Consider the following 23,057-nt stretch of genomic DNA (forward strand, 5'->3'; position numbering starts at 1 on the left):
TCCGTTAATGCTTTTTTTGTGTGTGTTGTTTTGTGGTGTGCTGTTCGGTTGGGGGGGGGCCCCGGGCGCTCCCCGCGGCCCCCCCGGGTGGCGTTCGCCACCGGGGTCGGCGGCGTCCGGGCCCGGGTGCCTAAACTGGGAGGGTGGAACACTTCTTCACAGGACTGCTGGTCCTCGTGTCCCTGCTGGTCGTGTGGTTCGCCGGGTACGTGGTGTACCGCCTGTTCTCCGACCAGCGGTGAGCGACAACGGGCCCGTTCCGGGCAGTGGTGACGCGGCCGTGCAGGCCGCCGCTTCGCGTGCCTCGGTGACCGGGGCGCGCAACCTGCCGCAGTTCGACGACCTGCCGATCCCGGCGGACACGGCGAACCTGCGCACCGGTCCCTCGCTGCACGACGCCTGCCTCGCGCTGCTGCCGCTGGTCGGCGTGTGGCGCGGCGAGGGCGAGGTCGTGTACCCGACGATCGACGGCCCGTTCCGGTACGGGCAGCAGATCACGTTCGCGCACGACGGCAGGCCGTTCCTGTACTACGAGGCCCGGGCCTGGCTGCTGGACGAGAACGGCGGCGTGATCCGCCAGGCGGCGCGGGAGACGGGCTTCTGGCGCCCGCAGCCGGACGACACGATCGAGGTGCTGATCACGCACAACACCGGGATCGTGGAGCTGTACTACGGCAAGCCGCGCAACCAGACGTCGTGGGAGATCTCCACGGACGCGGTGGTGCGCACGGCGACCGCCAAGGAGGTCGTCGGCGCCCAGCGGCTGTACGGCATCGTCAACAACGGCGACCTGGCGTACGTCGAGGAGCGGGCCATGGTCGGCCAACCGCTTCAGCCGCACACCTCGGCACACCTGCAGCGCATCGTCGGCTGACGTTGTCCCGGCTGTGGGCGTGGTGACAGCCTTCGCAGTTGGATTGTTCAACAATCCTCGCTTACTCTTGACCTATGCAGCTGCGGCGTTGCGGCACGGACGGCGTGCTCGTCGAGGTGGACTCGCTCGGCGAGGTGGAGGCCGTGCGCGCCGCCGTCGCGGCGGCCCGGCTGCCGGACGTGGTCGAACTCGTCCCGGCCGCCCGCACCGTCCTGGTCGTCACCAGGCCGGGTGGCGCGGCGGCCGTGCGAAAGCTCCTGACCACGGCGGACCTCGTCCACCACCCCGGGGCCGACGGTGACGAGGTCGTCATCGAGGTCCGCTACGACGGCCCGGACCTGGACCTGGTCGCCGAGACGGCGGGCCTGACCGCGGCCGAGGTGGTCGAGCTGCACACCGGCGCGGAGTACCGGGTCGCGTTCTGCGGTTTCGCGCCCGGCTTCGCCTACCTGACCGGGCTGCCCGAACCGCTGCGCCAACCGCGCCTGGATTCGCCGCGCACGAAGGTCCCGGCCGGCTCGGTCGGCGTGGCGGGCGAGTTCACCGCCGCCTACCCCCGCGCCACCCCCGGCGGCTGGCGGCTGATCGGCCGCACCGACGCGCCCCTGTTCGACCCGCGCCGCCCCACCCCCGCCCTGCTCACCCCGGGCGACCGCGTCCGCTTCGAGGCCGTGCGATGACCACCCACCCCGTGGGTCCTACGCCCGGCACGCGAGAGTCCTACGTCCAGGACCCCCGAGTTCAACGCTCACGCACCCTCACCGTCCTGCGCACCGGCCCGCAGACCCTGGTCCAGGACCTGGGCCGGCCGGGCAACGCGCACCTGGGCGTCCCACCCTCCGGCGCCCTCGACCCGCACTCGCTCACGCTCGCCAACCGCCTGGTCGGCAACCCCGAGGACGCCGCCTGCCTCGAAGTGCTCCTCGGCGGCCTCTCCCTGCGCGCCAACGCCTCCTGCACCGCCGCCGTGACCGGCCCGTCGACCCCGGCCCTGGTCAACGGCGTCCTGCGCGACTCGCCGCTGCACCTGGCGCCCGGCGACACCCTCACCCTCGGCACGCCCAGCGGCGGCCTCCGGTCCTACGTCGCGGTGTCCGGCGGCATCGCGGTCCCGGCCGAGCTGGGCAGCCGGTCCACCGACCTGCTCTCCGGCCTCGGCCCCGCCCCGCTGCGGCCCGACGACGAACTGCCCCTCGGCGACCCGACCGGCGTGCCGGTGGGCGTGGATGTCCTGGTCCCCGCGCGGACCCCGGACGACCTGGTCGTCCCCGTCCTCCTCGGCCCCCGCGACGACTGGTTCGACGACCCGGCGCGCCGACTCCGCGAGGGCCGCTGGACGGTGTCCGACCGCAGCAACCGCGTCGGCCTCCGCCTCACCGGCACCGCGCTGGACCGGACCGCGTGCCGGGTCGGGCAGGAGCTGCCGAGCGAAGGGCTGGTCACCGGCGCGGTGCAGGTGCCGGCCGACGGCAGGCCCGTCGTGTTCCTCGCCGACCACCCGACGACCGGCGGCTACCCGGTGATCGGCGTGGTCGCCGCGCACGTCCTCCCGCTGCTCGGGCAGGCCAGGCCCGGCACCCGCCTGCGCTTCGCGCCACGCGGCTGAACGGACGCAATTGGTCTAGACCCATTGTCAACGACCGCCGCACGACCTACGTTCGGCGAAGTCCCGGAAAGGACCGGCACAACCCAGGCCGCCGTGGTTCTCGACCGTCACCGCACTCGAGAGGCACACCCTGATGCGCCGACCGTTCACCGCGCTCCTGGCCTTCGTCCTGGCCACCGCAGCGCTGTCCGCACCTGCCGCCGCCGCGACCGGCTTGACCGCCACGTTCAGCAGGACCGGCGCCACGGGCACGTTCGTGGTCGCCAACCCGACGACCGCCGCCGTCTCCGGTTGGTCGATCAAGTTCGACCTGCCCGCCGGCGTCACGGTCAGCGGCGCGCGGCACGCCACCACCACCCAGACCGGCACGCGGGTGACCCTGACGCCCTCGTTCTACATCGGCACCCTCCAGCCGGGCCGCGACACCGACCCGTACAGCCCGGCGTTCACCCTCAGCCAGGCCGTCGACCCGACGACCTGCACGGTCAACGGCGCGAACTGCGACGGCAGCGGCCCACCGCCACCACCGCCCGCGCCGACCACGGCCGACTTCAGCCTCACCGGCTCCATCGGCAAGTTCGTGGTCGACAACAACACCGACGCCGTGCTCGCCGACTGGTCGATCACCTTCACCCTGCCCGCCGGCGTCACGGCGAGCGGCGCGCAGCACGCCACGATCAGCCAGACCGGCAACGCCGTCACGCTCAACCCGGCGCACTACAACCGGAGGGTGGGCGCACGCCGTTCCACCGAGCCGTACAGCCCGACGTTCACGCTCAGCCGGGCCGCCGAACCGGTCACCTGCCGGGTGAACAACGCCAACTGCGACGGCACGCCCGACACACCGCCCACCCCGCCGGGCAACCTGCACTCGCCGGTGAAGACCACCAGGACCGTCTCGCTGGCGTGGACCGCCTCGACCCCCGGCTCCCTGCCCGTCGCCGGGTACGAGGTCTACAACGGCGCCGCCCTCGCCACCACGGTCACGTCGACGAGCGCCACCGTCACCGGCCTCACCCCGAACACCGCCTACACCTTCACCGTGAAGGCCAAGGACACCAAGGGCACGTTGTCCACAGCATCCAACGTGCTGACGGCAACCACGAACGACCCGGCCGACGACACCCAGCCGCCGACCGCGCCGACGACCCTGCGCAGCACCGCCAAGGACGCCGGCAGCATCACGCTGAGCTGGGACGCGGCCACCGACAACCGGGGCGTGGCCAACTACGACGTCCACCAGGGCGCCGCGGTGAAGGCGACCGTCACCGGCACGACGGCGCGCGTCGACGGCCTGTCACCGTCCACCGCCTACACGTTCACCGTCCGCGCCCGGGACCTGCACGACAACGTGTCGGGCCCGAGCACCGCCGTCACCGTGTCGACCTCGGACATCGTCGACGGGTACGCGCGGGTCGGGTACTTCGTGCAGTGGGGCATCTACGGCCGCCAGTACTTCGTGAAGAACCTCGACACCAGCGGCACGGCGGCGAAGCTGACGCACCTGAACTACGCGTTCGGCAACATCGACCCGGTCAACCTGACCTGCCTGCACGGCGTCACCAAGGGCACCTCGCCCGACCCTCAGGACCCGAACCAGGGCGACGGCGCGGGTGACGCGGAAGCGGACTACAGCAGGCCGTTCAGCGCGGCGCGGTCCGTGGACGGCGTCGGCGACACCGGCTGGGAGCCGTTGCGCGGCAACTACAACCAGCTGCGCAAGCTCAAGGCCAAGCACCCGCACCTGAAGGTGCTGATCTCGCTGGGCGGGTGGACCTACTCGAAGTACTTCTCCGACGTCGCGGCCACGGACGCGGCGCGCGAGAAGTTCGTGAAGTCCTGCCTGGACGTCTACATCAAGGGCAACCTGCCCGTCCACAACGCGGCGGGCGGCCCCGGCACGGCGGCGGGCATCTTCGACGGCATCGACCTCGACTGGGAGTGGCCGGGCGCGGAGGGGCACGCGGGCAACCACGTCGGCCCGGACGACAAGAGCAACAACACCCTGCTCATCGACGAGTTCCGCCGCCAGCTCGACGAGCTGGGCGCGCAGACGGGCAGGCGGTACGACCTGACCGCGTTCACCCCGGCCGACCCGGCGAAGATCGAGGCCGGGTGGGACCTGCCGGCGGTGGCGAAGTCGTTGGACGTCTTCAACGTGCAGGGCTACGACTTCCACGGCGCGGGCAGCGACAACTCGTGGGAGCCCGACCGCACCGGCCACCAGGGCAACCTCTACGCCGACGCGGACGACCCGTACTCGTTCCACTTCAGCGTCGAGAACGCGGTGGACGCGTACACGTCGGCGGGCGTGAACCCGCGCAAGATCACCATCGGGTTGGCGTTCTACGGCCGCGGCTGGCAGGGCGTCCAGGCCGGCGCGAAGAACGGCGAGTGGCAGTCGGCGACGGGCGCCGCGCCGGGCCAGTTCGCCGAGGAGGCGGGCACGCGCGGGTACTCGAACCTGCTGGCGAGCGTGCCCGGCTGCGCGGTGCGCCACGACGAGGCCGCCGTGGCGACGTCCTGCTTCACCGGCGACGGCGGGCAGTGGTGGACGTTCGACGACGTGTGGGCGATCCAGCACAAGACCGCCTGGCTCAAGCGGCGCGGCCTGCTCGGCGCGATGATCTGGGAGATGTCCGGCGACACCGCCAACGGCACCCTGATCAACGCCGTGGACGCCGGCCTGAGGTGACGCGACGGCGGCCTCCCGTCACCGCGGGAGGCCGCCTCACCGTCAGTACTCCGACTCGTACAGCGCGGCCAGCCGGGTGTGCAGCTCCGCGGCGTCCGGCAGCGTCTTGCCGTCCAACGTGTGCACGCGGGTGATCTTGCGGACGCTCGACACCAGGAACACGCCGTCCGCCGAGTACAGCTCCTCGACCTCGATCGGCCGCACCTCGACCGCCCAGCCCTCGCGCCCGGCGGCGCGGAACAGCGCCGCCTGCGTGGTGCCCGGCAGGATGCCCAGCTCGGCGGGCGGCGTGGTCAGGGTCCGACCGCGGGCCATGATCAAGGTGGACGTGGGACCTTCCAGCACCGAGCCGGACGACGTGGTGAACACGACCTCGGCCGCGCCGCGCCGCTCCGCCTCGCGGATCGCCGCCATGTTCACCGCGTAGGACAGCGACTTGGCGCCCAGCAGCAGCCACGGCGCGCGGTCCATCAGCCCCGGCTCGACGCCCCGGTCGAGGGTGATCGCGGCGATGCCCTCGGCCCGCTGCGCCATCACCTTCGGCGAGATGTCCATGCCGAGCGCGAAGCCGGTCGGCGTGCCGTCGCCGCCCTCGACACCCCGCGTGTAGACGAGCTTGAGCGCGATCTCCGCGCCGCCCGCCCAGTTGTCCAGCACGAGGTCGACGGCGCGTTCGAACGCCGCGCGGTCGGGTTCGGGCAGGTCGAGCATGGCCGCGGAGCGGGCCAGCCGGTCCAGGTGCGGAGCGAGCTCCCGCGGCTTGCCGTCGACCACCAGGATGGTCTCGAAGACACCGTCGCCGCGCATCAGGCCGAAGTCGTCGACCCGGATCAGCGGGGCGTCGGGGTCGGCCAGCGTTCCGTCCAGTAGTGCGAGCACACGCATACCGTGAGACTACTCACGGCCTACCATCGGATTCGTGGACACCGCCAGCGCCCCGAAAGCCCTGCGCAAAACGCTGCACGAACGCGGCATGCGGATGACACCCCAGCGCCAGCTCGTGCTCGACGCCGTGCGCGAACTGGGCCACGCCACACCCGAGCAGATCTGCCAGCGCGTCCAGGTCACCGCGCCGACGGTCAACATCACCACGGTCTACCGCACGCTCGACCTGCTGGACCGGCTCGGCCTGGTCCGGCACACCCACCTCGGGCACGGCGCGCCGAACTACTCGGTCCACGCGCACGAGCACGTGCACCTGGTGTGCCACCGCTGCGGCCGGGTGGACGAGGTGCCGTGCGAGTTGCTCTCCCCCCTCGGGGGAACACTGCGGGCCGAGCACGGGTTCGAACTTGATGCGAGCCACCTCGCGCTGTCCGGCACGTGCCGCGAGTGCCTGAGCGCACCGAAGGAGTCCGAGTGAACTCACCGCTGTTGACCGCCCCCGGCGCCGTCGCACCGTTCGAAGGAGCCCCCGACCAGGGCGTCCCGTGGCACTTCGGCGACCCGTTCGCCGAACAGCGCTCGGCGGCGCGGTCGGTCGCGGTGTTCGACCGGTCGAACCGCGCCGTGCTCGCGGTGCCCGGCGACGACCGGCTGACCTGGCTGCACTCGCTGACCAGCCAGCACTTCACCGCGCTGGGCGAGGACGAGGGCACCGAGGCGCTGATCCTGGACGTGCAGGGCCGGGTCGAGCACCACTTCGTGGTGGCGAACATCGGCGGTGTCGTCTACCTCGACACGGAGGCGTCGCGGGCGGCCGAGCTGCTGGCGTACCTGACCAAGATGGTCTTCTGGTCGAAGGTCGAGCCGCGGGACGTGACGGCCGAGCTGGCCGTGCTGACCGTCGTCGGCCCGGAGATCGAGGAACTGTTCACCAAGCTGGACCTGCCGCTGCCCGCCGGTCCGCACGGCGTCGTCGCGCTGGAGCACGGCTTCGCCCGCCGGACGACCTGGCCGGGCCGTGACGCGGTCGACCTGGTCGTCCCGCGCGGCGGGATCGCCGACTGGTGGGGCAGGCTCACCGACGCGGGCGCGCGCCCGGCCGGCAGTTGGGCGTTCGAGGCGCTGCGGGTGGAGTCCCTGCACGCCCGGCTCGGCGTGGACACCGACGAGAAGACGATCCCGCACGAGGTGAACTGGATCGGCGAGGCCGTGCACCTCGACAAGGGCTGCTACCGGGGCCAGGAGACGGTCTCGAAGGTCCACAACGTCGGCCGGTCGCCGCGCCGGATGCTGCTGCTGCACCTGGACGGGTCGCGCGAGGTGCAGCCGGAGACCGGCGACCCGGTGCTGGTCGAGGACCGCGTGGTCGGCCGCGTCGGCAGCGTCGCCCTGCACCACGAGCTGGGCACGATCGTGCTCGCGCTGGTCAAGCGGTCGGTCTCGCCCGAGACCGAGCTGCTGGTCGGCGCGGAGGACCGGCGCGTCCAGGCGAACGTCGACCCCGACTCGGTGCCGCCGGACACCCCCGGTCTCGGCCGCGAGGCGGCGCGCAACCTGGGCCGGTGATCGTCCGGACCGGAAAACCGGCGACTACCCCCGCCTGCGGCTCCCGGCCCGCGGGGGACCGCTGAGGCGCTGGCCCAAACGGGTTCTGTGCCAGGATCACGACATGTCCCGACCCGGATCCCACGGCACGCTGATCACCGTCGCGCCCACCGGGGCCGAGCACGCGAAGGCCGACGTGCCCCAGCTGCCGGTCACGCTGGAGGAGCTGGTCGCCGCCGCGCGGGCGTGCGAGCAGGTCGGCGCCGCGATGGTGCACGTGCACATCCGCGGCGCGGACACCAGGCCGACGCTGGACCTCGGGCTGCTCAAGGCCGCGGTCGCCGCCCTGCGCGAGCAGACGGACCTGGTCGTGCAGCTGTCCACGGGCGGCGCGGTGACCGACCCGGAGGCGGACCGGCTCAAGGTGCTCGACGCCCTGCCCGACTCGGCGTCCTGCACCATGGGCACGGTGAACTTCGGCGACGACGTCTTCCTGAACCGCTGGGAGTTCGTGGTCGCGTTGCACAAGGGAATGCAGGAGCGGGGCATCGTCCCCGAGTACGAGATCTTCGACATCGGCCAGCTGGCGTCGCTGCGACGGCTGCTGGACCAGCACGGGTTGCCCGCGGGCGGCAAGGTGCACGTCGACCTGGTGATGGGCGTGCCGGGCGGCATGCCGGGCGACGCGGAAACGCTGGTGGCGGCGTTGCGGCTGCTGCCGGAGGGCGCGTCGTTCTCGGCGACGGGCATCGGGCGGACCACCCTGCCGGTGATGTTGACGGCGCTGGCCGCAGGCGGTCACCTGCGGGTGGGCATGGAAGACACCATTTCGTACGCCAAGGGCCAGCCGGTCCGGGACAACGCGCAACTGGTCGCTCGCGCGGCGGGGCTGGCGAAGATCGCCCAGCGCCCGCCGCTGTCGCCCGCGGACGCACGTGCGCTCTTGGGCGTGCGCAGTCCGGTACAGGTTTGAGACAACTTTGGAAGCAGGTTTGTGTTGGCGGGTGGGCACGAACTACCTCAGGATGAGTACGTGATCGAGGTGCGTCCCGGCGGACGCCGCCGTATCGACCGGGTGCTCGCCCCCGACTACACCGAAGGGGTCGAGCGGCTCCCGCTCGCCGAGGTGCGCGCGTTGCGCGACGAAGCGGCGCAGGAGGAGACCGACCTGTCGTACCTGCGGAGGCTGCTGCACGCGCGGATCGACATCGTGCGGGCCGAGCAGGAGCGGCGGACGTCCGGCGGTTCGGCGGTGGTCGACCAGCTGGCGACCATCCTCGCGTCGAACGCCGTCGGTCCCGCGACCGGCCTCGGGCGCTACCAGACGCAGGAGCCGTCACGGGCGGAGGCGCACCGGCGGCACGTCGAGGCCCTCGTCTCCGACGTCGACCTGTCGGACGTGAGCGCGCTCACGGACGACAAGCTGATCCTGGCGCTGCGGGTGTTCGTCGGCGAAGAGGCCTCGGTCTCGTCGCGGCGGCGCGAGGTGCAGGCCGTGGTCGACCAGCTCAACGCCGAGATCGCCGGGCGCTACCAGAGCGGCAGCGCCTCGGTGGACGAGCTGCTGGCCGCGGAACGGGGCTGGCCGGCCAACCCCGGCCGCACCAAGGAGTAGCCCACAGGATGGGAACACACTCCCACTGAGTGGACCGGCCACCTAACGTGGCCGGTTGATGGCACAACAACGGTCCACGTCGCCCGGTTACCGGTGGGTGGTGCTCGCGGTCGGCGCAGTCGCCCAAGGCGCCAACGCCGCGGTGTTCCTGGGCCTGCCGGCGATCACACCGCAGCTGCGCGCGCACTTCGGGTTGTCGTTGCCGCAGGTCGGGATGCTGCTCGGCGCGGTCAACCTGGGCACGATGCTCACCCTCGTGCTGTGGGGCGCGGCGGCCGACCGGCGCGGTGAGCGGCTGATCATGGCCGTCGGCGGCTTCGGCGCGGCCGGGTGCCTGGCCCTGGCCGCCTTCGACGGGCCCGTGGTCGCCGGGGTGGCGCTGGTCGGCGTCGGGCTGTTCGGCGCGAGCGTCAACGCGGCCAGCGGCCGGGCGGTGCTCACCTGGTTCCCCGCGCAGCGGCGGGGCTTCGCCATGGGCATCCGGCAGACCGCCACCCCGCTCGGCGCGGCCCTGGCCGCCGTCGTGCTGCCGGTGGTCGCGCTCCGGGCCGGTGTGCCGGTGGCGTTCCTGGCGCTGGCCGGCTTCACCGGGTTCGTCGCGATCGCGGTGGCGCTGTGGGTCCGCGAGCCGCCGTGGGCCGTGCGGTCCGGCCACGGGCGGCACGGCCTGGTGCTCAAGGACCCGGACCTGATCCGACTCAGCACGGCCAGTGGCCTGCTGGTGGTGCCCCAGTTCACCGCCGCCGCCCTGATGGTCGAACTCCTGCACGACCACCGGGGCGTGGCCGTGGGACTGGCGGCCGGGTTGTTCGCCGCCGCCCAGGTCAGCGGCGGTGTCGGCCGGCTGCTCGTCGGTGTGTGGTCGGACCGGTCGACCACCCGCGTCCAGCCGCTGAAGGTGCTGAGCGTGCTGATCGCGATCGGGTTCGCGCTGTGCGCGGCCCTCGACCGGGCGCCGGTGTGGCTGCTGGCCACCGTGCTCGTGCCCACCGCCGCCCTGGCCCTGTGCTGGAACGGCGTCGCGATCACCGCGGCGGGCGAGCTGGCGCCTCCCGGCCGGACCGGGATCGCGCTCGGCATGCAGAACACCGCCAACTACCTGAGCGCCACCGTCACGCCGCCGCTGGCCGGGTTGGTCGCGGTCGGCATCGGCTGGCCCGCCGCCCTGCTCCTGGCCGCGGCGGCGGCCGTGGGCGCCCGCGCGCTGCTAACCGTGCCGTTCGCGGCGCGCGAGCTCGCCCCAGAACTCCCGTAGCCGCTCGTACCGGAGGGCGACCTCCTCGGCGTCGCCGGCCTCCAGGGCGTCCACGATCGCGTTCACGTCGGTCGCGGAGCTGTCCTCGAGCAGGTCCTCGTCGTCGATGAGCTGCACCAACCCGCCGTAGTCGAGCTCGACGGCCGAGTCGGGCGCGAAGTGGTCGAGCCAGCGCCCGGTGTCCGCGAGCACCTTGGCCGGACCGGCGTCGCCCAGCGAGCTCGACACCACCCGGTGCGCCCGGGCCACCCGCGCGCGGGCGTCCGCCATGGACACCCGCCAGGAGACCTGCCGCTCCGGGTCGCCCTTCGGGGCGAGCACGACCCGCCGCGCCTCCGGTTCGACCAGCGCGAACCAGGGCAGCGGCACCGTCCAGGTGGTCGAGATCACGTGCACGGCGCCCGCGGTCAGCTCGGCCATCACCGCCGACGCCCGCGACCGGATCTCCTCCGGCTCGACCGCCACGGCCTCCTCCCGCAACGGGCCGGTGGCCGTGGCCAGGAAGCCGACGAGCGCGGCGGCCGACCGGGCGCGCAGGTCGAGCGGGCAGACCAGCGGACCGGGACCGACCTCTCCCGGCACTTCGGCGGGACTGATGGTCATCACGTCGAACGGCGCGTCGGGCGAGACGCTGCCGTCCGACCGCTCACCGGGCAGGAGGCGACGCGGCCGGGCAAGTTGTGATCGCAACCACAGCTCCCGTTCGCGCGCGCCGACGTCCGCACGGCTCAAGACCCCGTCTTCCAGGGCTTTTCGCACCTGATCAGCCAACGGTGCGTCAAGAGCCGACAGCGGTTCGTACACCCTGAGGTAGGCGACGAACGGTTGAGGCACCCGCGCATCCTCCCACGGTGAGATTTGGCGGTACGTGTCACGCCTACCGCGTCGCGGGGAACCCCTTCGACACGGTACGGTAGTTACCAGGAACTAGTTGTCGAGACGAGTGGGGCCGCCGTTCCCCCGGCCGCCCCCGTCCCTGTGCGAGGGGGTCGAGCCATGGGGCGCGGCCGAGCGAAGGCCAAGCAGACCAAGGTGGCGCGGGAGCTCAAATACAGCTCTCACAACATCGACGTCGACGCCTTGCAACGCGAGCTGTCCGGCGGCGAGTCCGCAGGTGTTCGCCGAAGCGAAGAACGCTTCGACGACCCGTCGGACGACGAATACGACGACTACCGTCGCTGACACACACAACACCCGCTGCTGAGGTTGGGCTGCCGGTTGTCCAGACCGGCAGCCCAACCTTTGCAGCGGGCCCAACTACGCCCTGGCGTACTGCCTCGGCGGGCTGACCTGCACCCCCAACTGCTGAGCCGCGTGCAACGGCCAGTACGGGTCGCGCAGGAACTCCCGGCCGAGCAGCACCAGGTCGGCCGAGCCATCGGCGAGGATCTGCTCGGCCTGCCGGGCGTCGGTGATCATGCCGACCGCCCCGGTGGGCACGTCGGCCTTCCGCCGCACGGTCTCGGCGAACGGCACCTGGTAGCCGGGGCCGATCGGGATGTCCGCCGTGGGCGTGTTGCCACCGGTGGACACATCGATCACGTCGGCGCCCAGGGCCGCGAGGCCGCGTGCCAGCACGACGCTGTCCTCCGCGGTCCAGCCGCCCTCGACCCAGTCGGTGGCGGAGATGCGCACGAACACCGGCACGTTCTCGCCGACGGCTTCCCGCACGGCGGCCGTGACCTCGCGCACCAGCCGGGTCCGGTTCTCCGGGGAGCCGCCGTAGGCGTCGGTGCGGTGGTTGCTGAGCGGCGACAGGAACTCGTGCAGGAGGTAGCCGTGCGCGGCGTGCACCTCGACCACCCGGAAGCCGGCCGCCAGCGCGCGCTTCGCCGCCGCGGCGAAGTCGGCGACCACCCCCGCGATGCCCTCGGCGTCCAGCTCGACCGGCGTCCGGTAGGTCTCGTGGAACGGCACGGCGCTCGGCGCGACGGGCGTCCAACCGCCGTCGGCGTCCGCGACCCCGCCCCGCCGCGGCGCGAACGGCGCGTAGGTCGAGCCCTTGCGGCCGGCGTGGGCGAGCTGCACGCCGGCGACGGCGCCGTGCGCGTGGATGAAGTCGACGACCTTCCGCCACGACTCGACGTGCGCGTCGTCCCACAGCCCGGTGTCGTCCGGCGAGATGCGCCCGACGGCCTGCACCGCGGTCGCCTCCGTGAACACCAGGCCCGCGCCGCCGACCGCGCGCGAGCCGAGGTGCACGAGGTGCCACTCGTTCGGGTGGCCGTCCTGCGCCGAGTACTGGCACATGGGACTGACCGCGATGCGGTTGGGCAGCGTGACCGTGCGGAGGGTCAACGGGCTGAACAGCTGGCTCACGTGCGACTCCTGGAGGCGTTCCGGAACGACAACGGCCCTGCGGCGCGTCACCACGTCCAAGCTCACCGGATCGGCCCCTTGTTCCCGGGTGTGGCACCCGTCCCACCTCACGAGAGCTGCGCAATTCCATTCGATTCGGTATTGCGCGTGCATTCGCACGTGATCTTCAGTGGGAGGTCGGCCGGCACAACGCCGAACAAGAGGACACCAGTTACGCCCATTCGGGTGTACTGTCCGCAGCACGTTCGGGGAGACCATCACTTGCCGCCCGACGCAGGTCGGCCCATTGGAAGTTCCCGCCGGTCACGACAGTAACAGGATCCACATGCTGCCCATGCCGACCACGATGACGCAGGATCCAGGGTGGCCCAGCAACAGCCTCCTGGGTCGCCTCCGAGACAACACCCGACAAGAGCTGCTGAACATCGGCACGGTCGTGCGGTACACGGCCGACCGCGAGGTCATCGAGCAGGACGCGAAGGACACTCATGTCCTTCTGCTGCTCGACGGCGTGGTCAAGGTGCAGACCACGGACGAGACGGGCGACACGGCGCTGCTCGCGATCAGGGTCGCGGGCGACCTGGTCGGCGAGATGGCGGCGCTGGACCAGAAGCCGCGCTCGGCCACCGTCGTCACCTGTGGCGACGTGGTCGCGAAGCTGATCACCAGCGGTGAGCTGATGGCCTTCCTGCACCGGCGCAACGACGTCTTCGTCGAATTGATCGGGATGATCAACGACCGGCTGCGCTGGGCGAACCAGCGCCGGCGGGATTTCCTGTCCCACCCGGCCGCCGAACGGGTGGCCAGGGTGCTGGCCGAATTGGTGCAGACCTACGGGCGCGAAGAGGCCCACGGGTGGACGTTGGGAATTCCGCTGACGAAGGTGGAACTCGCCTCGATCGCCGGGATGAAGCCCAGAACGGCCGAGAAGGCGTTCTCCGATCTGCGAAAAGCGGGGGTGGTGGTGAGTCACCTGAGGCGTGACGTGCTGGTGCCGGATCTGGCGGGGCTGAGGAAATTCGCGGGCTTCTGACGCGAGACCGCATTTCTGCGGTATTCCCGCCGATGCAGTAGTCCACAGTGACTCTGCGCAGTCGTGTGTCCGCAGTGCGTCAGCACCCGTCGAAAGGCTTGGCCGATGAGCTTCCAGCGCAGTCTGCTGGTGTGTTGTGACCTGAGGAGCTACGGGTCGGCGGACGACCAGCTCCAGCGCGAGCTGCAGGAGCTGCTGGTGCGCAGCCTGGACCGGGCGGGCGAGGCCGCGGGCCTGGACCGCTCGACGTGGCGGCGGCAGGCCAAGGGCGACGAGGAGTGGGCCGTGCTGCCCGCCACGACGCCGGAGGGCGACGTCGTCGACCGGTACGTGCGCGCGCTGGACGCCGAGTTGTCCGCGACCAACCGCTACCGGGTGCCGGAGGCCAAGCTGCGGCTGCGGATGGCGATCCACTTCGGCACCACGGTCGAGGGCGCCAACGGCTACCCCGGGCAGGACGCCGTGCTGGTCAGCAGGCTGCTCAACAGCGAGCCTGCGCACGAGGCGCTGGAGCAGTCGCCGAGCTCGGACCTCGTCGTGGTGCTGTCCGACTCCCTGTTCACGTCGCTGGTCGCCGCCCGGTACACCACGCTGCGACCCGAGGACTTCCGGCGGGTGGACGTGCGGGTGAAGGCGTTCCGCGGGCACGGGTGGATGTGGCTGCCGAGCGGTGACGTGCACGCGCTGGTCCTGGACGGCGCGCCGGACGCCGAGCCGGGCGCCCCGGTCTCGCCCGACCCGATCGCGCCCGACCCCGTCTCGCCCGTCGTGGGCTCGCCGGCGTCGGTGAACCAGAGCGCGGTGGCCTCCGGCGGGTCGACGGTGATCCAGGCGGGCCACGACGCGCACGTGACCCACCAGAAGGCCGACGTGATCCAGCACTTCGACCGCAACGACCAGCGGGGTTCGCACTTCGGCCCGAGCTACCGCAGGGACACCGACGAGAGGACGTGAGGTGCGCGAGCAACCGCTGAGACTCCTCGCCGGCGCGGCTGCGGGCGCGCTGGCGACGGTGGCGGACACCGAGCAGTGGCCCGACCTGCGGACCCGGGTGGCCGCGGCCCTCGCCCCCGACCTGGTCGACCTGGTCAGCGCCCGGATGGACGAGGCGCGCAGCCGGCTCGTCGCCGTGCCGAGGGCGCGGCTGGAGCCGGCGCGGGCCGAGTTCACCACCGAGTGGCGCGGGTCGATCCACACCATGCTGTGGGAACGCCCGGAGGCCGCCGCGCCGTTGCGCGCGGTGCTGCACGACGTGGGCCCCGCCCTGCCGCGGGTGGCCGAGGACTTCGCGGCGGGCGCCACCGCCGGGCGGTGAAGTCGACCGGCCGGGTCAGAGGTAGCGGATCTGCTTCGCCTTGCCGGCGGCCACTTCGTCGTGCGCGGCGGTGATCTCCGGGCGGTGCGCCACCTCCGGCACGCCGACTTCCCACCACGCGCCCGCTTCGGTCCACGAGGACGGGTGGGTGCGGATCACGACCACGGCCGGGCGGTGCTCGGTCTTCGCGACTTCCCGGGCTTTCCGGTAGGCGTCGCGGAGGCCGTCGAGGTCGTCCACCGGGAACGTCGCGCAGCCCATCGAGGCGGCGTGCGCGGCGAAATCGGTGCGCGGGGGGTGCGCGTGCCGTGTCGTCACGTCGTCGTAGAGGTTGTTGAAGCCCTTGCCGCCCTGGCCGGTCTGGAGGCGGTGGATCACGGCGTAGCCGTCGTTGTCGCACACCACGGCCACGAAACCGTGCCCGGCGAACGCCGCCGAGAACAGCTCCGAGTTGAGCATGAGGTAGGAGCCGTCACCCAGGAGCGTGGTCACCACGCCGTCCGGCCGGGCGATCGCCGCGCCCCACGCGCCGGCCAGCTCGTAACCCATGCAGGAGAAGCCGTACTCCACGTCCATGGTCGCCTCGCCGACCGCGCGCCAGCCGCCGATCAGCTCGCCGGGCAGCCCGCCGGACGCCGTCAGCACGTAGTCCTCCGGGGTGGACTCCTCGTTCACCACGCCGACGACCTGCGCGTACGTCGGCGTGCCGCCGGGCGCGCGCAGGCCGTCGACGTGCGCGTCCCACTTGCCGCGCTCCTCGGCCGCGCGGGCGGCCCAGGACGGGTCGGCCCGCCAGTCCCCGAGGTCGTCGGTGAGCTCGCGCAGGCCCTCGTCGGCGTCGGCGACCAGGGACAGCGCGCCGTGCTTCACGGCGTCGAACCGGGCGGTGTTGAGGGAGACGATCCGGACGTCCGGCGCGAAGACCGTCCAGGACGCGGTGGTGAAGTCCTGGAGGCGGGTGCCCACGGCGAGGACCACGTCGGCTTCGGCCGCCAGGGCGTTGGCCGAGGCGGAGCCGGTGATGCCGAGCGGTCCGGCGTGCAGCGGGTGCTCGTGGGGGACTTCGGTGCGACCGGCGGTCGTCTCGGCGATGGGGATGGCGTGTTGTTCGGCGAAGCGGATCGCGCGGCCGGCGGCGCGGGAGTAGCGGACGCCGCCGCCCAGGACGAGCAGCGGTTTGCGCGCGGCGCGGAGGGTGGCGGCGGCGTCGGCGAGGGCTCGGGTGTCGGGGCGCGGGCGGTGCGGGCGGTGCAGGACCGGGGCGAACAGGGCGTCCGGGAAGTCGAACGACTCGGCCTGCACGTCCTGCGGGAGCGCGAGCACGACCGGGCCGCAGTCGGCCGGGTCGGTGAGCACGCGCGCGGTCTGGGGGAGGGTGTTGAGCAGCTGCTCCGGCCGGGTGATGCGGTCGAAGTAGCGGCTGACCGCGCGGAAGGCGTCGTTGACCGTCGTCGTCGGGTCGCCGAAGTGCTCGACCTGCTGCAGCACCGGGTCGGGCGCGCGGCTGGTGAACGTGTCGCCGGGCAGGAGGAGCAGGGGCAGGCGGTTGGCGTGGGCGACGCCGGCGGCGGTGACCATGTTCAGCGCGCCCGGGCCGATGGAGGACGTGGCGACGCCGACCTGGCGGCGGTGGGTGGCCTTGGCGATGCCGACCGCGGCCAGCGCCATGCCCTGCTCGTTGTGGCCGCGCCAGACGGGGAGGCTCGGCCGCGCTTCTTCGAGGGCGTTGCCGAGGGCGAGGACGTTGCCGTGGCCGAAGATCGCGAAGACGCCGGGGAACAGCGGCGCTCGTCGGCCGTCGGGCAGTTCGGTGTGCTGGGCGGTGAGCCAGCGGACCAGTGCTTGAGCGGTGGTGAGCCTCATTCCACCCGTCCTTCGGCGGTCGTCACGGGACAGCGGGGGTCGAGGTCCTGGCTCGCCCAGGTGTCCCGGACCCAGGTGTGCGCGGGGTCGTCGCAGAACGCCATGGAACGTTCGGGGTCGGGGCCTGCCAGCACGTTCAGGTAGTACATGGGGTAGCCGGGCGCGGCGACGCAGGGGCCGTGGTAGCCGCGGGGGATGAGGAAGACGTCGCCGTCGCGGACGAGCACGTCCTCGTCGATGTCGCCGTCGTCGGTGTAGGTGCGGTGGAAGCCGAACCCTTCACGCGATGGGGTGATCTTGTCGCGGCCGGCGATGCGGAAGTAGTAGATCTCCTCGTTGACGACGTCGCAGGTGTGGTCGTGCTTGTGCGGCGGGTAGGACGACCAGTTGCCGTCGGGGGTGATCAGTTCGCAGGCGATGAGCCGGTCGGCGTGGTCCCAGACGCCCGGGACGCCGAAGTTGGTGACCTGGCGGGTGGCGTTGCCCGCGCCCCTGACCTCGACGGGGACGTCCTCGGCCGGGCCGTACTTCGGTGACAGCCTGCGGTCGCAGCGGGCCGTGGGGAGGGCGACCTCGACGCCGTCCTTCGTGGACAGGCGGACGGTGGCGTCCCTGGGCACGTAGGCGAAGTCCGAGACGCGGGTGAACACGGAGTCCCGCCCGGCCAGTTCGAACCGCTCCCCGTCGACCTCGACCACGCACCCGCCGGAGAGCGGAAGCACGAACGCCTCGTAGTCGCCGGTCTCGAACGTGGTCATCCCGCCGGGGTGCAACAACAACACGCGCAACCCGGCGTGATCCCATCCGGCGGTGTCGGGGGTGAGCTCGACGGCGTTCTCCCCGTCCGCCAACGTGCCCAACGGCCGATGCAGGCTCATCCCGCCCCACCCCTCTCCTCTCGACTCCCGGCTTGACCCCCCACTCGATTCCCTGCTTGATCCCCCGTTTGACCGGCAGTCTCGCCGTCACCTGATCGAGTGACTTCCCGCGCCGTGCGCAACACCCGCGCCGCCGCGTCGACCGCCCCGGCCACGTCACCGTCCGGCGGGTAGAGCAGGGCGCGCCCGACGACCAGCCCACGCACGGTCGGGTGACGCAACGACCGGCCCCACGAGGCCAGGTCGTCACTCAACCGGGCGGACGGCACGCCACCGAGCACGAGGGCCGGCAACGTCGTCGCGTCCAACACCTCATCGGGTGATGGCGGCAGCTTCAACCAGGTGAACGCCGACGTCACCCCCAACCCGGCCGCGACACTCCCGGCCCGCGCCAACGCCGCGGCGTCCCGCTGCAACACCAACTCCCCCACGGCGTTCCGCGCGTACGGCAGCGGCTCGACCAACGCCATCAGGCTGCGTTCCGCCAACGCCGACACCGCCGCCGCGCAGCTCTCCAGCGTCGGCACGGTGCCGGGGTCGGAGTCGACCAGGCGCAGCAGCATCTTCCCGCCGTCCAACCCGTTGCCCGCGATCGACGTGGGGTCGTAGGCCGTGAACCGGTCGTCGATCTCCCAATCCGCACCCGCCAGCCCGCCGCGGTTCATGGAGCCGATGACGACCTTGTCGTGCAGGCCGTCGAGCAGCAGCAGCTCTTCGATCACGTCCGGCGTGCCGAGCACCCCGTCCACCGCCGGGTTCGCCAGCGCCGTGAGCAGCCGGTCCAGCAGGGAGCGGCGGTCGGCCATGGCCAGCGGGTCGCCGCCGACGCCCAGCGCGCCGCGGGCCGGGTGATCGGCCGCCACCAGGAACAGGGTGCCCTGGTCGGACAGCAGCTGGTTCCGTCGGCGGCGGGTCTGGTAGGCGCGGCGGATGGCAGCCGGGTCGGTCGCCCTGGTGTCCAGCAGCGCTGCCCACCGCTCGTCGGTGATCACCTGACGCCTCCCGCCGGGGCCGGACAGGGCGCTGACCTGACGGGAGCCGCCGGGGTCGTCGGCCACGCCCAGGTCGGCAGCCACGCCAGGGTCGGCGGCATCGCCGGGTGCGGCAGAGGCGCTGCGGTGGCCAGGGTCGCCGGGTTGGTCGGGTTGGTCGGGTTGGTCGCGTTGATCGGGTTGGACAGGCTCGCCGGAGAGGGGGTCGGGGTTGGGGCGGCTGGGCGGGTTGTGGGCGGTGTGGACAGGGGGTGGTGGTTGTCTGGCGCTCGGTCCTCGTTTAACCGAGGATTGGTAACGGTGTTTCCGTACATTTTCCGGCCATGTTCATCCGATCGTGTTGCCGGGTGGGCGGGGGTCGATTGACCTTGGCACGGGGGCGCGGCGCTCGCCTGTCGAAGTGTTCTCACAGGTGGGCCTCGATCTCCGGCTCGGTCGGCATGGCGTCGGCGCAGGCCAGGCGGGAGGCGACCAGGGCGCCGGCGACGTTGGCGTAGCGGGCGATCCGGTCCGGTGGCCAGCCCGACAGGAGGCCGTGGGCGAGCGCACCGCCGAAGGCGTCACCCGCGCCCAAGCCGCAGACGACGTCCACCGGGTGCGGGGGCACGGTCCACGAATCCGACGGGGTGGCGAGCAGGACGCCGGAGCCACCCATCTTCACCACGGCCAGTCGGACCCCGCGCGCCAGGAGGCGGGCGGCGGCTTCCTCCGGATCCGACGTCCCCACCGCCACCTCGACCTCGGTCCGGTTGCCGACGGCGACCGTCACGTGGTCGAGCATCCAGCCGATCTCACGGCGCGCGGTCGGCACGTCGGGCCAGAACATCGGCCGGTAGTCGAGGTCCAGGACGGTGTGCGCACGGCCGGAGCGGTGTCGCAGGATCCGCCGTTGCGTCTCACGGGCGGGTGAGGCGGAGACACCCGTTCCGGTCAACCACAGCAGTGGGACGTCGGCCACCAGGTCCCACGGCACGTCCTCCGGCGTGAGGGCGAGATCAGGGGCGAGAGGCGCGCGGTAGAAGAGCAGTGGTGGGTCTTCGGGAGGGTCCAGGGCGCAGAAGACGACCGGGGTCTGGAGGCCGGCCGCCGTGCCCACGTAGGACGACGAGACGCCGAACGACTCCAGCGCCGAGCGCACGTAGGGACCGAAGCCGTCCGGACCCACCTTCGTCAGCACCGCCGACGCCCGACCGAGACGCGCCGCCGCCACCGCCACGTTCGTGGCCGTGCCGCCGAGCGACTTGGCGAACGTCCGCACCTCCGCCAGCGGCACGCCGCTCTGCTCGGGGTAGAGGTCCACCCCGACCCGGCCGACGGTCAACACCTCGATCGTCATTCGGCGACCCCGCGCAGCTCGTGGGCCAGCGCCTCCAGCTCCGCCCCACCGGCCATCTGCCTGGTCAGCTCCTCCAGGCCGATCTCCGACTTCTCGTACGCCCCCAGCGCACGCCCCCGCTTGAGCAGCAGGAACCGGTCGCCGACGGGGTAGGCGTGGTGCGGGTTGTGGGTGATGAGCACGACCCCGAGCCCCCGGTCCCGCGCCCGGGCCACGTACTTCAGCACCACGCCGGCCTGCTTCACCCCGAGCGCGGCCGTCGGCTCGTCCAGGATCAGCACCTTCGCCCCGAAGTGCACCGCCCGCGCGATCGCCACGCACTGCCGCTCGCCGCCGGACAGCGTGCCCACCGGCTGCTCCACGTCCCGCAGGTCGATGCCCATCTCGGCCAACGCCGCCCGCGTCACCCGCCGCCCCTGCTTGCGGTCCAGGAACCGGAACGGCCCGAAGCCGACGGTCGGCTCGGACCCGAGGAAGAAGTTGCGCCACACGCTCATCAACGGCACGACCGCCAGGTCCTGGTACACCGTGGCGATGCCCTGGTCGAGGGCTTCGCGCGGCGACGAGAACCGGACCGGCGAGCCGCCGACCAGCAGTTCGCCGGAGTCGTGCCGGTGCACGCCCGCGAGCACCTTGATCAACGTGGACTTGCCGGCGCCGTTGTCGCCGAGCACGCACGTCACCTCGCCCGCGTTGACGACGGTCGAGACGTCCCGCAGCGCGATCACGCTGCCGTAGGTCTTGCCGATGTCGCGCGCCTCCAGCAGTGGAGCAGTCATCGCCGCACCCTCTCCGCCCGCCGCCGCAGGGCGTTGTTGACCAGCACGGCGGCCAGCAGCATCACGCCGAGGAACAGCTGGAACCAGTCCGAGTTCCAGTTCGCGTAGACGATGCCCTGGCGGGCCATGCCGAAGATCAGCGCGCCGATGGCCGCGCCGACGGCCGAGCCGAACCCGCCGGTGAGCAGGCACCCGCCGATCACGGCGGCGATGATGTACTGGAACTCCAGCCCGATGCCCTGGTTGGCCTGCACGCTGGTGAACCGCAGGATGTTGATCGACCCGACCAGCCACGCCGCGCCCGCCGTGGTCATGAACAGCAGCACCTTGGTGCGCACCACGGGCACGCCGACCGCCCGTGACGACAGCGGCGACCCGCCGACCGCGAAGACCCAGTTCCCGAACCGGGTGCGCAGCAGCACGGTCGCCGCGACCACCGTGACCAGGACCCACCACAGGATCGACACGTAGAACGCGGTGCCGCCGAGGGTGAACGTCGAGGCGAACAGGAACCCGGCCGACGAGTAGCCCTCGGCCGAACGCATGCCGGACACCTGCACGGATCCCGTGACCAGGCGGGTGACGCCGAGGTTCAGGCCCTGCAACGCCAGGAACGTCCCGAGCGTCACGATGAAGCTCGGCAGCCCGGTGCGCATCACCAGCCAGCCGTTCAGCGCGCCGACGGCCAGCGCGAAGACCAGCGACGCGAGCAGCGCGAGCCACACGTTCCAGCCGAGCCGGGTCGCCAGGACGGCCGTGACCAGCGCGGTCGACGCGGTCATCACGCCGGCGGACAGGTCGAACTCGCCGCCGATCATGAGCAGCGCGACCGCGACGGCCATGATGCCGAGGGTGGACGCGTCGTCCAGCCAGGTCGCCACGCCGCCCGTGCTGAGGAACCGCTCGGTCGCCACCGAGAAGAACGTGAAGACCAGCACGGCGCCGAGCAGCGCGCCGATCTCGGGTCGCAGCACGAGCCGGTCGAGCAGCCGGGACGAGCCGACCCGGTCGTCCGCGGGTGCGGCCACAGGCGCTGAAGTCACCGGCGTCCCCCTCAGCGGGTGCCGCGCTCGGCGTACTCGGCCACCTTGTCCACGTTGGACTCGTCGACGAAGCCGGGCCCGGTGAGGACCGGTTTGCCGCCGCCGACGGTGTTGGCGTTGTCGCGGTAGAGCTTGAGCATCACGATCGGCAGGTAGCCCTGCTCGTACTGCTGCTGGTCGACGGCGAACAGCACGTCACCGGCCTTGATCGCGCCGGTGACGTCGGCGTTGAGGTCGAACGTGGCCACGGCCGCCTTCGAGGACGCGCCCTTCACCGCGCTCACCGACGAGACGGCGACCTGCGGGTTCAGCGCGAGCACGGCGTCGACCGACGGGTCGGTCTGCAACGCGCCCTTGATCCGGGACTCGACGTCGGTGGGGTTGTTGATGTCGACCTGGAGGTTGGTCACGGCGCCGCCGAACCCGGCGCGCGCGCCGTCGCAGCGCTGGTTGAGGCCGATGTTGCCCGCCTCGTGGATCACGCACAGGAGCTTGGTCTTGCCCGCTTCCGCGAGCTTGCGCCCGGCCTGCTCGCCGGCGACGCCCTCCTCCTGGCCGACGTGCGCGAGCGCGCCGAACGACGCGCTCTTGTCCGAGCCGGAGTTGATGGTGATGACCGGGATGCCGGCCTTGACCGCGTTCTCGATCGAGGTCCTCAACGCGTCCGGGTTGGCCATCGAGACCACGATGCCGCCGACCTTCTGCGACACCGCGTTGTCGATCAGGGTGGACTGCCGGCCGGGGTCGCCGTCGGAGTGGTAGTCGACGGTGACGCCGAGCTGCTCGCCCGCGGCGGTGGCGCCGTTCTTCACCACGTTCCAGAACGCGTCACCGGCCGTGCCGTGGGTGACGACGGCGACGCGCAGGTCACCGGTCGGCGCCTGGGCGGCTCCGGTGCCGGTGGTCGCGGCGGTGTTGTCCGCGCCGGGGCCGCTGCACGCGGCCAGCAGCGCGAGCCCGGTGAGGGCGAGGCCCGCACGCAGGGCCTTTCGAGTGGACGTCATCGTCTCTCCTCGCTGGTGGG

The 23,057-nt window shown here is 72.2% G+C and carries 23 protein-coding genes; 13 read left to right on the forward strand and 10 right to left on the reverse strand.

Annotated elements, in window-relative coordinates; all coding sequences use genetic code 11:
- Positions 1 to 238: 238 nt before the first annotated feature.
- From AB0H12_RS11160 to AB0H12_RS11175, 4 genes are all read left to right on the forward strand, one after another.
- The gene (locus AB0H12_RS11160; RefSeq protein ID WP_499622545.1) at positions 239 to 874 is read left to right on the forward strand and encodes a heme-binding beta-barrel domain-containing protein; all 636 of its coding nucleotides are present in this window, start codon (positions 239 to 241) and stop codon (positions 872 to 874) included.
- Positions 875 to 948: 74 nt separating this feature from the next.
- On the forward strand, positions 949 to 1,554 hold the full coding sequence (gene pxpB / locus AB0H12_RS11165; RefSeq protein ID WP_499622546.1) for a 5-oxoprolinase subunit PxpB: 606 nt from the start codon (positions 949 to 951) through the stop codon (positions 1,552 to 1,554).
- Positions 1,551 to 2,480 (forward strand): 5-oxoprolinase subunit C family protein, encoded by a 930-nt coding sequence (locus tag AB0H12_RS11170; RefSeq protein WP_499622548.1) that lies wholly within the window; start codon positions 1,551 to 1,553, stop codon positions 2,478 to 2,480. The genes pxpB and AB0H12_RS11170 overlap by 4 nt, the downstream gene beginning before the upstream one ends.
- Before the next feature lie 133 nt (positions 2,481 to 2,613).
- Positions 2,614 to 5,175 (forward strand): glycosyl hydrolase family 18 protein, encoded by a 2,562-nt coding sequence (locus tag AB0H12_RS11175; RefSeq protein WP_499622549.1) that lies wholly within the window; start codon positions 2,614 to 2,616, stop codon positions 5,173 to 5,175.
- A 42-nt stretch (positions 5,176 to 5,217) separates the two neighbouring features.
- Here AB0H12_RS11175 and AB0H12_RS11180 read toward each other — a convergent pair whose 3' ends face one another.
- Entirely contained in the window at positions 5,218 to 6,060 is an 843-nt protein-coding gene (locus tag AB0H12_RS11180) for an aminodeoxychorismate lyase (RefSeq protein ID WP_499622550.1), read from the reverse strand.
- A 34-nt stretch (positions 6,061 to 6,094) separates the two neighbouring features.
- Between AB0H12_RS11180 and AB0H12_RS11185 the strand changes: the two genes are divergently transcribed.
- From AB0H12_RS11185 to AB0H12_RS11205, 5 genes are all read left to right on the forward strand, one after another.
- Positions 6,095 to 6,538, forward strand: coding sequence for a Fur family transcriptional regulator (locus tag AB0H12_RS11185; protein WP_308257356.1), 444 nt, complete (start codon positions 6,095 to 6,097; stop codon positions 6,536 to 6,538).
- Positions 6,535 to 7,626, forward strand: a complete 1,092-nt coding sequence (gene ygfZ, locus AB0H12_RS11190; protein ID WP_499622551.1) for a CAF17-like 4Fe-4S cluster assembly/insertion protein YgfZ — start codon at positions 6,535 to 6,537, stop codon at positions 7,624 to 7,626. Before AB0H12_RS11185 ends, ygfZ begins: the two co-directional genes overlap by 4 nt.
- A 103-nt stretch (positions 7,627 to 7,729) precedes the next feature.
- Positions 7,730 to 8,578, forward strand: coding sequence for a beta-keto acid cleavage family enzyme (locus tag AB0H12_RS11195; RefSeq protein WP_499622552.1), 849 nt, complete (start codon positions 7,730 to 7,732; stop codon positions 8,576 to 8,578).
- A 60-nt stretch (positions 8,579 to 8,638) separates the two neighbouring features.
- Positions 8,639 to 9,220: an RsiG family protein gene (locus AB0H12_RS11200; RefSeq protein WP_499622554.1), complete on the forward strand. Its 582-nt coding sequence runs from the start codon at positions 8,639 to 8,641 to the stop codon at positions 9,218 to 9,220.
- A gap of 58 nt (positions 9,221 to 9,278) precedes the next feature.
- Entirely contained in the window at positions 9,279 to 10,475 is a 1,197-nt protein-coding gene (locus AB0H12_RS11205; RefSeq protein ID WP_499622556.1) for an MFS transporter, read from the forward strand.
- On the opposite strand, the gene AB0H12_RS11210 is transcribed toward AB0H12_RS11205, so the two are convergent.
- Positions 10,428 to 11,309 (reverse strand): DUF8083 family protein, encoded by an 882-nt coding sequence (locus AB0H12_RS11210; RefSeq protein WP_499622557.1) that lies wholly within the window; start codon positions 11,307 to 11,309, stop codon positions 10,428 to 10,430. The genes AB0H12_RS11205 and AB0H12_RS11210 overlap by 48 nt on opposite strands.
- A gap of 162 nt (positions 11,310 to 11,471) precedes the next feature.
- Here AB0H12_RS11210 and AB0H12_RS11215 point away from each other — a divergent pair, with 162 nt between their 5' ends.
- Positions 11,472 to 11,657, forward strand: coding sequence for a DUF3073 domain-containing protein (locus AB0H12_RS11215; RefSeq protein ID WP_123745067.1), 186 nt, complete (start codon positions 11,472 to 11,474; stop codon positions 11,655 to 11,657).
- Between the two features lie 75 nt (positions 11,658 to 11,732).
- Here AB0H12_RS11215 and AB0H12_RS11220 read toward each other — a convergent pair whose 3' ends face one another.
- Positions 11,733 to 12,794 carry an NADH:flavin oxidoreductase/NADH oxidase gene (locus tag AB0H12_RS11220; protein ID WP_499622559.1) on the reverse strand — a complete coding sequence of 354 codons (1,062 nt, stop codon included), beginning with the start codon at positions 12,792 to 12,794 and terminating at the stop codon, positions 11,733 to 11,735.
- 346 nt (positions 12,795 to 13,140) lie between these two features.
- Between AB0H12_RS11220 and AB0H12_RS11225 the strand changes: the two genes are divergently transcribed.
- The 3 genes from AB0H12_RS11225 (at position 13,141) to AB0H12_RS11235 (ending at position 15,142) form a co-directional block, all read left to right on the forward strand.
- The gene (locus AB0H12_RS11225; protein WP_499622560.1) at positions 13,141 to 13,827 is read left to right on the forward strand and encodes a Crp/Fnr family transcriptional regulator; all 687 of its coding nucleotides are present in this window, start codon (positions 13,141 to 13,143) and stop codon (positions 13,825 to 13,827) included.
- A 105-nt stretch (positions 13,828 to 13,932) separates the two neighbouring features.
- The gene (locus AB0H12_RS11230; RefSeq protein ID WP_499622561.1) at positions 13,933 to 14,781 is read left to right on the forward strand and encodes a hypothetical protein; all 849 of its coding nucleotides are present in this window, start codon (positions 13,933 to 13,935) and stop codon (positions 14,779 to 14,781) included.
- Between the two features lies 1 nt (position 14,782).
- The gene (locus AB0H12_RS11235) at positions 14,783 to 15,142 is read left to right on the forward strand and encodes a hypothetical protein (RefSeq protein WP_499622563.1); all 360 of its coding nucleotides are present in this window, start codon (positions 14,783 to 14,785) and stop codon (positions 15,140 to 15,142) included.
- A gap of 15 nt (positions 15,143 to 15,157) precedes the next feature.
- On the opposite strand, the gene iolD is transcribed toward AB0H12_RS11235, so the two are convergent.
- The 7 genes from iolD to AB0H12_RS11270 all read right to left on the reverse strand — a co-directional run bounded on the left by iolD (position 15,158) and on the right by AB0H12_RS11270 (position 23,037).
- Positions 15,158 to 17,005 carry a 3D-(3,5/4)-trihydroxycyclohexane-1,2-dione acylhydrolase (decyclizing) gene (gene iolD, locus AB0H12_RS11240; protein WP_499622564.1) on the reverse strand — a complete coding sequence of 616 codons (1,848 nt, stop codon included), beginning with the start codon at positions 17,003 to 17,005 and terminating at the stop codon, positions 15,158 to 15,160.
- Entirely contained in the window at positions 17,002 to 17,883 is an 882-nt protein-coding gene (gene iolB / locus AB0H12_RS11245; protein ID WP_499622566.1) for a 5-deoxy-glucuronate isomerase, read from the reverse strand. Before iolB ends, iolD begins: the two co-directional genes overlap by 4 nt.
- The gene (locus AB0H12_RS11250) at positions 17,880 to 18,875 is read right to left on the reverse strand and encodes a Cgl0159 family (beta/alpha)8-fold protein (protein ID WP_499623155.1); all 996 of its coding nucleotides are present in this window, start codon (positions 18,873 to 18,875) and stop codon (positions 17,880 to 17,882) included. Before AB0H12_RS11250 ends, iolB begins: the two co-directional genes overlap by 4 nt.
- A gap of 406 nt (positions 18,876 to 19,281) precedes the next feature.
- Complete coding sequence (iolC, locus tag AB0H12_RS11255; protein ID WP_499622567.1) at positions 19,282 to 20,211, reverse strand: 5-dehydro-2-deoxygluconokinase; 930 nt, start codon at positions 20,209 to 20,211, stop codon at positions 19,282 to 19,284.
- Complete coding sequence (locus AB0H12_RS11260) at positions 20,208 to 20,990, reverse strand: ATP-binding cassette domain-containing protein (protein ID WP_499622568.1); 783 nt, start codon at positions 20,988 to 20,990, stop codon at positions 20,208 to 20,210. Before AB0H12_RS11260 ends, iolC begins: the two co-directional genes overlap by 4 nt.
- A complete protein-coding gene (locus AB0H12_RS11265; protein WP_499622569.1) occupies positions 20,987 to 22,033 on the reverse strand; it encodes an ABC transporter permease in 1,047 nt (348 codons plus the stop codon). Before AB0H12_RS11265 ends, AB0H12_RS11260 begins: the two co-directional genes overlap by 4 nt.
- 11 nt (positions 22,034 to 22,044) lie before the next feature.
- A complete protein-coding gene (locus AB0H12_RS11270) occupies positions 22,045 to 23,037 on the reverse strand; it encodes a sugar ABC transporter substrate-binding protein (RefSeq protein WP_499622571.1) in 993 nt (330 codons plus the stop codon).
- Positions 23,038 to 23,057: the final 20 nt, after the last annotated feature.

This window comes from Actinosynnema sp. NPDC023794 (genome assembly GCF_040639675.1).
Classification (GTDB): Bacteria; Actinomycetota; Actinomycetes; order Mycobacteriales; family Pseudonocardiaceae; genus Actinosynnema; species Actinosynnema luteola.